The sequence below is a fragment of the Terrabacter sp. P5_B1 genome (assembly GCF_056400505.1).
This window is the reverse complement of sequence record NZ_JBFULD010000146.1, coordinates 1-9,954: the sequence shown is the minus strand read 5'-3', so window position 1 is coordinate 9,954 and position 9,954 is coordinate 1. Positions and strand designations below refer to the sequence as shown.

Genomic DNA, 9,954 nt, shown 5'->3' with positions numbered 1-9,954 from the left:
CCCCGCATGCAGCAGTCGTTCGCGGTCACCCAGGTCGCCATGACCGTGCAGCTGGCCACGACCGCCAACCCGGGCGTCTACGGCCAGGCCCTGCACGCCGTCGCCACCGTCGGTGGAGCCGGCACCGGCGCGGTCCAATTCAGCGTCGACGGAACGCCACTCGGGGCGCCGGTAGCCCTCAGCGGCGGACATGCGACCAGCCCGGCCCTCACCGACCCCGCCGGGCACCCACTCACCCCGGGCGCCCACGCCGTCGCGGCCGCGTTCAGCCCGACCGACACCACCACGTACCTGCCGTCCGCCAACCAGCTCACTCAGGTCGTGGACCAGGCAGCGACCACCACCGCCGTCGCGGTCCGCGCGAAGACGATCAGCGCCGCCGTCACGCCGGTCGCCCCCGGCGCCGGCGCCCCCACCGGCACGGTCACCTTCAGCGTGAACGGCAAGACCGTCGGGACGGCCCCGCTCACCGGCGGGACGGCAACCCTGCCGTACGCCGTCGGGGCCGGCCAGGCCAACCGGGTCGCCGCAGCCTACCCAGGCAGCAGCACCTTCACCGGCAGCTCCGGCTCGACCGCCCGGACCGACCCGCGGATCGTCGCGACGGCCACTGCAGCGACGGCGAAGACCCGCTACGGCTGGTACCGCTCCCCGGTCACCGTCACGTTCACCTGCATCCCGACCAGCGCAGCCCTGACCGCCGCGTGCCCGGCACCGGTGCGGCTCACCCGAGCCGGCGCGGCCCAGAGCGTCACCCGCACCATCACGGCCGCAGACGGCGGCACCGCGACAGCCGTCGTCTCCGTCAACATCGACCTGGCCCTGCCGTCAGTGCGGCTGAGCGGCCCGGTCAACGGCGCGACCTACCTCGGCGCCGCGCCGCCCGCCCGGTGTGCCGGCAGCGACCCGCTGTCCGGGCTCGCCTCTTGCACCGTAAGCAAGACCGTGAGCGGCCAATACACGACCGTCACGGCGGTCGCGACCGACCGCGCCGGCAACGTCGCGAGGAGCGGCCCCGTCCGGTACCGGACCCTGACCGCCTGGCTGTCCGGCGCGACGTACGCCAACGGCGCGTTCCAGGTCAGGAGCGGCCGGGCCTACACGCTGACCGCGCTCGCCGGGACCCGGCCGGTCTACTACGACGCGGCACGTGCCCCCGGCACACCGATGCGACGCGACAAGGCCATGCTCGCCGCAGGCCCCGGCCGCTGGAACCTGGGAATCAGGATGGGCGGCATGCGCAGCGGCGACTGGAACCTCGGCGTGAAGATCGGAACGACCATGGTCATCGTCCGCGTTCACGTCCGCTGAGCCTCCCGGCCGCCTGTCGCGCCGCCACGCAAGCTCAGGGGGCAGTGCGCCGGCCAGTCCAGGAGCACGTGACCGAGCGGCCTCCGTAGCCAACAACTGCGCCTAACAGCTCCGTGGCCGGCGGCGGCCCATGCGCGCGTGGCGAATGCACCGACCGGCCCAGGCGGGATGGCGAACGTCCGCATCTGCCGCAGATGGTGCGCGGCGCAGCGCGGCGCGGTGTGGGCCCGGGCCCGCGGCGGGAACGAAGCATCCAGGCTCGCTGCAGCATGGCGGACATCGAGCATTGCCGCCATGCCCGGGGTTGGGGGCTGCTCGGTGTCGGCCGCTGGCGCAGAGCGACTCGAGGCCACAGCGACCGTACTCACCATGCCCAGGGCAACCAGCGCAGCCAGCATCTCGCTCAGCACACGTTTCCCGCAGGAGCCTGCGATCCGCGGCAGATCGATGCGCGCGGTGTCGCTCGCTGCCTACTGCCCGTTGTTGCCCGTGCTTTCGACGGCCTGGCCTTCGGCCTCTTCAGCCTCCTTGGCGGCAGCTTTGACGTCCTTGGCGACGACATCGTCGATGGCAGTCATGACGATCGTGTTGGCCATCTGGAGGGCTCGCCGGAGCTCGACAGCTGCAGGGTCGGACACAAGGGCAACTATGCCGGAATGTCCCGGCTCGATCGCAGCCTGCAGCTCGTCCGCCAACTCGTGCCGGTGATGGAGCTGACCCACCTTGCCAGCCGCCGCCCCTGCTGCCCCCAAAACCGCGGCGCTGCCGAGGACCGACGGGGGGAAGATAAGCCCTAGGGCCGCGCCACCAACGACTCCCCAAGTGAGGCCACGCCGGGTCGTGTGGTCGGTTGCCCGCTGGACTTCGACCTTTCCGTCAGCCTCCCGTTTCACCACGATGACGCCCTCGATTTCGACATGTCGGCCGTCTTCGACCTTTTTGAGCGCCCCGTATGCCTCCTGCGCGCTCGTCGTGTTCGCGAAGTCCGCGATCAGCAGGGTGTACGCGCCGTCGGACACGGCCCCAACGACGGTCACCTGCGGCTCCGCGGAGCTGCCTACAGCCTCTGACATGAGCGTCTCCTCATCAGAACGAGTCCAGCGGCGGCGCCCCCGCCCTTTAGGACACATGGGGGCGCCTGTCCCTTCACGCTAGGGAACACAGACCGGGGTGAGATCACTCTCCGAAGGTGAAACGGTGCTGCGCTCGCATGAGCCGGGGCGCCGGATTCGTGCGGCGAGCACCACTGAGCCCCCCAACACCCGGGAGGAAGGGTCCCGTGCATGATCCGCCGGGTCCGTCCCTTCGGCGTCGGCGGCAGGAGCGAAGCCTGGAGCGAAGCCCGGTGGAGCGGCCGTTGCATGCTTCAGGGCCCGGAACATCCGTGGTGCGCTGGGTACCCCGAACCGCACATAATCCGGCACGCGACCAAGATCAGTCCCAACGGCTCGCGTAGGCCGGTCGGCGCCAGCTGCAGCACTGCCCGGCGCAGGCTGATTGGAGGCGAAGGCGGCCGAGGAGGAGCACCCGGCCGACCGACACCAGCTGAGGGCGGTCTCACCTCAGCGGGTGGCGCCGCTCGCTCAGCCGGCCAAGCCGCGCGCCTGCCGCGTGGACCTCGTCGCGCGGATGCCAGGGTCACTCACCGGCCCTGACACGACGACCGGGTCGGGCAAGAGCGGGGAAAAGGCGGCCATGACGTCAATGCCGTCGCGCAGGAGCTTGACGAGGCGCTCCTGGCGGTCGTCGATCCACGCGCGCCCCATGCCGTCGACGGCCAGGACCATGACCTTGGCCGCGCTGGAGGGCCGCACCCCCGCAGGGCTGAAGCCGATGCGGGTTAGCTGGACCCGCGCCCAGCGCTCGGCCGCGGGAGAACTCATGAGAGCGTCCCGGGAAGCCTGCGACAGGTGACCGGGAGAGCGGCCGTCCTGATCGGCCAGCACGCGCTCGGCGTTGAGGATCGCCAGGGCCAAGAGGTTCTGCCGCTCGTGGGCGGCGACCGGCAACGCGGCGCGCGCCGCGGTCAGCAGCAGCGCCGTCGTCGCGCGCGGGTCGTCCGGGTTGAGGCCGACGATCTCGGGGACCATCGTCACCAGTCGTTGGCGGTGCGCGTCGTCGAGCATGTCGTTGACCCAGCGGGCTAGCTCAGCGAGCACCGGATGGGTGCAGGTCGGATGGTCGCTCCACCGCTCGCCGGCCAGGAAGGAGGCCATCTCCATGAAGCACGCGCCCCTGCGGGGGCTGCGGTGGCGGCCGCGTGACAGCACCGGTACTCCGTCGGGAACGAAGGGGGCTCGTCGTAACATCATCGCTCCTCGGACTCTTGCTCCATGCCCTGCGCGGCTCACCTCGGTCGAGTCGCACTCACACGGGCAGGATGACCCGCTGGCACCTCGAAGGCATCACCTTCACGGAGTGATGCCTGCGCCCGGGTCGAATCGGCGACTCACAGGTGTGCAGGCGCGGCCGGCCACAGCTGCAGCAGCGCCCACTCCACCACCGGCTTTCACAGGTCGGCCAGCCAGAAGCTGGTCTCGCTGCCGAACGGCTCCGGCCACAGGAGGCCGGACATCCGCTCCTGCCTCTGGTCGCTCGTGTCGATGGCGGACGTCCGCGCGGCGAAGCGCGAGGTGGGCGTGTAACCGTCGGTTCGGGATGGTCACGCTCCAGAGCCGCCACCGTCGGCTTGACCCGGCAGCGCCGTGCCCGCGCGGTCGAGGGCGATGCGGGTCCTGCCAGCGTCGGCGACCCTGCAGCACAGGCCAGCGAGCGGGCATACCACGGAGTGTCCGTCTCCGCCTGCGGAATTGCGCTTTTCTTGCATCTTGCTTGCCGTTCCTTGACCAGCGCCTTGCGGTGAACGGGACAGAGTTCATCCCATGTTCTCGCTGACCTCGGACGCAAGCATCGCCAACCTCGTTGCGGCATGGCCCCTCGTGCTGCTGGCCCTGGCCTTCGTCTCCCTCGTCGCCATGGCCTTCGTCCGTGCGGCCCGCACGGCCACCCCCGAGGCCGACACCGGTTGGGGCGAGGCCGGCCCGGCGCGCATCTGCAGGGGGGCGGGTCACCACTACCTCAGGCGTGAGACCGGGTGGCGTTGTTCGCACTGCGGCGACGAGATCCGCCAGGACGTCGGCGCCCCCCACGAGACGCTGCCGGCGCACCGCACGCGCGAGATGACCGGCGTCTGAGGGTCCCCGCCGGACACGCACATGGCTCCCGTTACCTTCTGGGGACCCTCAAAGTGAGGGTGCAGGCCAGCGATCTCGGCATGATTCATGGCTCCTGTCGTCGATGATCACAGAGGTGTTGTCACCGGGATCGCCGGACGTGTGTGACCGCTCATAGGGACATGGCCCAGTTCTGGATGCCTTGCGTAACGTGGCTGCCGGCGCTTCGTCCACGGCTGGTCTGCTTGTTACGAGGGAGGTCCACTTGTCCAAGACGAGCCCCGCCGCCCAGTACTTGGCCGCGGCCCAGTTCGAGGTCTTCTGCGGCATCGACGTTGCACGCGATTCGGATCACGCCGTTGCCCTGGATCGGCAGGGCGAACGGCTCACCGATCGGCCGCTGCCCAACGCTGAGCCTGACCTGATGTAGCTGTTCGAGGGCTCCAGGCCCGTGGCCGTGTACTGGTGGTCGTCGACCAGCTCGCCTCGATCGGCGCCCTAGCCATCGCCGTCGCTCGATCCGCCGGCATCACGGTCGCCTACCTACCGGGCTTGGCGATGAGAAGGATCGCCGACCTCTGCCCYGGCGACACGAAGACCGACGCGCGCGGCGCCCACGTCATCGCTGACGCCGCCCGCACCCTGCCCCACGCGGTACGGCGGGTCGGCTTCGAGGAGCAGACCACCGTCGAGCTCGCGGTCTTGGCCGGCTACGACGCCGACCTGGCGAACGAGTCGACCCGTCTCACCAATCGGCTCCACGACGCGCTTCTCCACGTCCATCCGGCACTGGAACGCCTGCTGGGCAAGCACTTTCGCCGCCGCGGGGTCCTGCGCCTGCTGGCCGCTACGGGCACACCAGCCTCGATCGCAGCGCTCGACACGGACGAGATCGAGGGACTGGTCGCCCTGGGGGCCACCGCGCATCGCCGCCACCCTGGCCGACMAGATCCTCACCGCGCTGGCCCAGCAGAGCGTGACCATCCCGGCAACCGAGCAGTCCGGCCGGGTCATCCGTGGGCTGGCCGGCCAACTGCTGTCCGTCCTCGAGCAGCGCGAGGTGCTGGCCACCGAGCTCGAGGAACTCTTGACCATCCACCCCCTGGCCGAGATCATCACCTCGATGCCCGGCGTCGGCTCACGCACCGCGGTCGAGCTGCTCCGCACGATCGGGGACGGCTCCGCCTTCACCAGCGCCGCTCATTTCGCCTCGTACTCCGGCCTTGCCCCCACCACCCGGCAATCCGGAGGCACCATCAAGGGCGAGTACCGGGCCCGCCGCGGGAACCGGACTCGTCGCGGGGCGCTCTACATCTCGGCCTTCGCGAGCCTCAAGCACCCACCCAGCCGCGCGTACTACGACCGCAAGAGAGCCGAAGGCAAGTCCCACACCGCGGCGCTGACCTGTCTGGCTCGGCGGCGGGTCGACGTCATGCACGCCATGATCCGCGACCGCCAGCCCTACCAGCCGGGCCACCCCAGCCAGGCTCTGCAGCCGACTGTGAAGGAGCCAGCGACGGGTTGACGAAACTGATAGGGACACTTCTGTGTCAAGACGCCGTCGGAAGGGGCGTTCTACGCTGGGTGGTGACGGGTCCGGGAAGTGGCTTCTCCGAAGAGCGTTGAGGGCGGCTACGCTCGCCCGATCATGCCGCTCCTCGGGCGACGTCGACCATGCCGCTCTCGGTGCAGGCCGAGCTCCGCCGTTCGGTCGTGTCCGGCAACATTCCCGCTCCATCGACCGACGAGGGCTGAAACTTTCGCGCTCGCCGTCCGCCACAGGGGTCCGGTAGATGGCCTGACACCCGCATCGGGCATCGGGTATGACGCCTGCACAAGACGAGAGAAGGGCACCAACCGTGACCGAGGCGGACATCCACTTCTACTTCGACCCCGTGTGTCCGTTCGCCTGGATGACGAGCACATGGGTGCGCCTGGTGCAGTCCCAGCGTGACTACACCGTGGACTGGCGCTTCATCTCCTTGCGCCTCCTCAACTCCGAGGTCGACTACGAGAGCCACTTCCCTCCGGAGTACGAGGCCGGCCACACCTCAGGGCTGCGACTGCTTCGCGTGATCAGCCGGGCACGTGCGGAGCACGGCCGTGCCATCGTCGGTCCGATGTACGAAGCACTGGGACGGCGCATCTTCGACTCCCCGCCCCTTCCGGTCCCCGCAGCCGGCGAGCCGGATGTCCGCGGCACGCCCTCCTTCCTGGCTCCGGTCTTGGCCGAGCTGAGCCTGGCCCAGGACATCGTCGAGGCACTGGACGACGACTCGTTCGACCTGGGCATCAGGGCCGAAACCGATGAGGCCCTGGCTCTCACGGGCAAGGACGTCGGCACCCCGATTCTCCACTTCCAGCCTCCTGCCGGGGTGGCGTTCTTCGGGCCGGTCATCTCCCGGCTGCCGAACGAAGAGGAGGCGATCCGGTTGTGGGACCACGTGGTCGGGCTTGCAGCCTTCCCCGGCTTTGCGGAGCTCAAGCGCAGCCTCCGCGAAGTCCCGCAGTTGCGCGGCCTCGGCGTCCAGGACGGCGCGGTCGGCAACCAGGAGGACTGGCATGGCGGCAGTCGACGGACGAGGCGGTAGACCGTCATGAACCTCGACCACGCGCTCCGCTTCGCCCGGAGCCATCACCACGCGGTCCTCGCGACCCGGACCAGGGGTGGCGGTATCCAGCAGAGCCCGGTGCTCGTCGGCGTCGACGAGCAGGGGCACCTCATGGTCAGCAGTCGCGAGACGGCCTACAAGACGAGGAACCTCAGGCGTGACCCGTGGGCGCAGATCTGCATCCTTCCCGACGGCTTCTTCGGCGACTGGGTCTATGTGGAGGGAGCCGCTGACGTGGTGTCGCTTCCCGAGGCGATGGAACCGCTGGTGCGCTACTACCGGCAGGTCGCCGGCGAGCACGACGACTGGGAGGGCTACCGGGCCAGCATGGTCCGGGAGCGACGCGTGCTGGTCAGGATCGAGCCGCTGAGGGCGGGGCCGGACCGCCAAGGCTGACCGGATCAGAGGAAGCCACCCCCGGCCGGGCGACTGGACGGTGGGTGGTTGATGGACCTCTGCCGTGTCCAGCGAGGAGGCAGGTCCCCGGCCGAGGCAACGTCCTGGCATGCCGCTGATGGTGTGCATCCTCGCCCACAGCCCTGGCCGGTGCGTCAGTGCATGGTTGGCCGGCGTTGTTGGCCAGTCCGGACGACAACGATTCTCGGCTAAGCCCGTTCGGTCACGTCCATGGGCTGGTGGCCCTGTCGTTCAACCGCTTCCGCCACACCAGCTCCCGCGCGCCGCATCGCTGGCACACGAGCATGTCCTTATCGCCGGCCTTGACCCGATACATGTGACCGAGGGCCCATCACGGGAAGTTCTGAAGTCTCATCATTCGCCCCTCTCGCTCCCGCCGCGACGGCCGCCTCGGCGTCTTGAGCCCACTTTCGGCGTCGTGGCGCAGGGTGTCTGTTCCCGCGGAGACACAGCGAACCCGCTCGGGTCCTCCCCGGCTCACGCAGACCCGTGCCACCGTAATAGTCGCCGTCGAGTGTGCGAGCGGAGCGGCGTCGATCGCTACATGGACCACACCCGTGACGGCCGACGACTCGCGAACGCGACCGGGCGCCATTCCTTCCAAGAGCGAGGGCCTAGCGGAGCGCCTCCTTGTCGCATCTGCCTGGTCGCCCACAGCTTCCGATGGCCGCAGCGCTGGCAGACGAGCACGTCCTTGTCCCCGGGCTTGTGGAGGTACATGTGACCCATGACCCAGCATGGGAAGTTCCTCAGGCGCATGATCGATCGTCCACCCGCCGGTGGCCGAGCGGTATAGGTTTCGGCCGTCCCAGGCATGTCGGAGTGGCCGTCTGCCTGCGTCCGGTCATGCCGCTGGTGGGTCGTGCCGAGAAGGGGACATCTCCGGGGAGGCGGACAGTGATCCCGCTCGTCGGTGATGAGATCGAGGCATGCGGCCGTGGTGGACGCGCTGAACGGGTTGTGCAGCACTGCCAGTCGCTGTTGAGAGCCGACCGGCGGCGGCTCCGGGCTCAGGACCGCATTCGCCAGTCACGAGCCGTCATGCCGAACCGCCCGGTGAACCATCGGCTGAACGCGCCCGGGGTCTCGAACCCCAGCAGCTGTGAGATCTCGGTCATCGACTGGGCGCCGCTGCCGAGGTGGCGTTGCGCGAGAGCGGCCCGGGTTTCGTCCACAATGGCGCTGAACGAGGTCCCTTCACGGGCCAGGTGTCGCCGCAGCGTGCGCGGATCGACACGGAGAGCCTGGGCGACCGCCGTCAGCGAGCACCGTCCCGCGGGCAGCAGCAGCTCGACCAGTTCGGTCACACGGGCGGTGGCACTCGGCCCCTTCCGGGTGACGGCCGCCTCGAGGAACTGCTGCGCGTACGGACGTAGCAGCGGGTCGGACAGTCGGTTCGGCGACACGAGGTCACGTGAGCTCAGCACCAGGCCAGTGAACGGCTGCTCGAACCGCAGACCGGGCCCGAACGCGGCGCGGTACTGTCCGAGGTCGGCGGGCGCGGGGAACGCGAAGTAGGCGCCGAGAGGGCGCCACGAGTCCTCGATGCACTCACGAATGACCCCGTTGATGGCGGCGACCCCGAGCACCGTGGCCTGCCCCACCGGCGCCGGTGCGCCCAGCTCGAGCCACAGCCGGAWGGTGGCCGCGCCATCACTCTCGTCCAGGCGCATCCGCAGCGCCTCGTTGTAGCTCACCTCGTGCCGAACCAGCACCCGCAGGACCTGGCGCAGGTCCGGCTCCTCGCGTACCGCCACACTGATCGGCCCGAGGGTGGCCAGACGCCGCCGGTCACCCAACAACACGGCAAAGTCGGGCCGCCCCGAGAGAGAGGCCGAAAGATCCAGGAGCCGCACGGCCGCTTCCGCCGCGAGCCAAGCGTCCGGAGCCCGGAGATCACCGAGGTCCAGTCCCACCTGAGCAACCAACGATGGCGCGTCGAGGCCCATGGCCGCGGCCAGCTCGAGGTACCCGTCGAGCGTCGCACCCCGGATCAGTGGCTGCACGGCACGCCTCGCGACCCCGGTGTCCTCACTCGACAAGTATCCGTCCGGTCCCGCAAAGAACCGGCCCACCTCCGCTGCCTACGATCCTTCTGCGTGCAATAGCGTCGCTGGGGTACCCCTGGCCTGGCGGAAGGCCCCCAGCTATCCCGTGAGCTGGGGGCCTTCGCGCCGCGAGCGCTCTCGGCGCGTTCGGGGCCACCCTGTCCGCTTCGTGCCCGTCGGCCTCGTGACGTCTCGGCGTGCGGGCGTGCCCGGCCTGCTCGCACCATCGATGAGAAGGAGGCACCTGTGGCGGAGTCGACCCACCCCGGCGGCCGCTATGCGAGCCCGCTCGAGGGACGCCGTCACTGCTGGACCTGGCCAGCAGCCCAGCACCGGCTGACCACAGCGGTGCCCGGCATCGGACGCCGCCGGCAGCGGCGGCTCCGCCGGCGC

Annotated in this window: 9 protein-coding genes and 1 pseudogene; 7 read left to right on the top strand and 3 right to left on the bottom strand. The window is 69.9% G+C overall.

Translation table 11 applies throughout. From position 1 onward, the window contains the following. On the top strand, positions 1 to 1,311 hold a 1,311-nt coding region (locus AC1DP0_RS11950), incomplete at its 5' end, for an Ig-like domain repeat protein (RefSeq protein WP_478084785.1). A gap of 470 nt (positions 1,312 to 1,781) precedes the next feature. On the opposite strand, the gene AC1DP0_RS11945 is transcribed toward AC1DP0_RS11950, so the two are convergent. Both AC1DP0_RS11945 and AC1DP0_RS11940 read right to left on the bottom strand, forming a co-directional pair. Further along, complete coding sequence (locus AC1DP0_RS11945) at positions 1,782 to 2,384, bottom strand: DUF1269 domain-containing protein (RefSeq protein WP_478084784.1); 603 nt, start codon at positions 2,382 to 2,384, stop codon at positions 1,782 to 1,784. A gap of 510 nt (positions 2,385 to 2,894) precedes the next feature. Continuing rightward, the gene (locus tag AC1DP0_RS11940) at positions 2,895 to 3,533 is read right to left on the bottom strand and encodes a hypothetical protein (protein WP_478084783.1); all 639 of its coding nucleotides are present in this window, start codon (positions 3,531 to 3,533) and stop codon (positions 2,895 to 2,897) included. Between the two features lie 660 nt (positions 3,534 to 4,193). Here AC1DP0_RS11940 and AC1DP0_RS11935 point away from each other — a divergent pair. The 6 genes and pseudogenes from AC1DP0_RS11935 (at position 4,194) to AC1DP0_RS11910 (ending at position 7,492) form a co-directional block, all read left to right on the top strand. Next, positions 4,194 to 4,505, top strand: coding sequence for a hypothetical protein (locus AC1DP0_RS11935; RefSeq protein ID WP_478084782.1), 312 nt, complete (start codon positions 4,194 to 4,196; stop codon positions 4,503 to 4,505). A gap of 244 nt (positions 4,506 to 4,749) precedes the next feature. Beyond that, a complete protein-coding gene (locus AC1DP0_RS11930) occupies positions 4,750 to 4,914 on the top strand; it encodes a hypothetical protein (RefSeq protein WP_478084781.1) in 165 nt (54 codons plus the stop codon). 35 nt (positions 4,915 to 4,949) lie between these two features. Beyond that, positions 4,950 to 5,210, top strand: a pseudogene (locus AC1DP0_RS11925) (IS110 family transposase); the annotation flags it as partial. Positions 5,211 to 5,460: 250 nt separating this feature from the next. Further along, positions 5,461 to 6,009: a transposase gene (locus AC1DP0_RS11920; protein WP_478084780.1), complete on the top strand. Its 549-nt coding sequence runs from the start codon at positions 5,461 to 5,463 to the stop codon at positions 6,007 to 6,009. A gap of 334 nt (positions 6,010 to 6,343) precedes the next feature. Further along, positions 6,344 to 7,075 carry a mycothiol-dependent nitroreductase Rv2466c family protein gene (locus tag AC1DP0_RS11915; RefSeq protein WP_478084779.1) on the top strand — a complete coding sequence of 244 codons (732 nt, stop codon included), beginning with the start codon at positions 6,344 to 6,346 and terminating at the stop codon, positions 7,073 to 7,075. A gap of 6 nt (positions 7,076 to 7,081) precedes the next feature. Next, positions 7,082 to 7,492 (top strand): PPOX class F420-dependent oxidoreductase, encoded by a 411-nt coding sequence (locus AC1DP0_RS11910; RefSeq protein ID WP_478084778.1) that lies wholly within the window; start codon positions 7,082 to 7,084, stop codon positions 7,490 to 7,492. 1,031 nt (positions 7,493 to 8,523) lie between these two features. On the opposite strand, the gene AC1DP0_RS11905 is transcribed toward AC1DP0_RS11910, so the two are convergent. Then, on the bottom strand, positions 8,524 to 9,462 hold the full coding sequence (locus AC1DP0_RS11905) for an AraC family transcriptional regulator (protein ID WP_478084777.1): 939 nt from the start codon (positions 9,460 to 9,462) through the stop codon (positions 8,524 to 8,526). Between the last annotated feature and the right edge of the window lie 492 nt (positions 9,463 to 9,954).

Bases quoted from the DNA above. Each gene is read 5' to 3' on its own strand.
- AC1DP0_RS11945 (WP_478084784.1), bottom strand. From the start codon at position 2,384: ATGTCAGAGGCTGTAGGCAGCTCCGCGGAGCCGCAGGTGACCGTCGTT.
- AC1DP0_RS11940 (WP_478084783.1), bottom strand. From the start codon at position 3,533: ATGGAGATGGCCTCCTTCCTGGCCGGCGAGCGGTGGAGCGACCATCCG.
- AC1DP0_RS11935 (WP_478084782.1), top strand. From the start codon at position 4,194: ATGTTCTCGCTGACCTCGGACGCAAGCATCGCCAACCTCGTTGCGGCA.
- AC1DP0_RS11910 (WP_478084778.1), top strand. From the start codon at position 7,082: ATGAACCTCGACCACGCGCTCCGCTTCGCCCGGAGCCATCACCACGCG.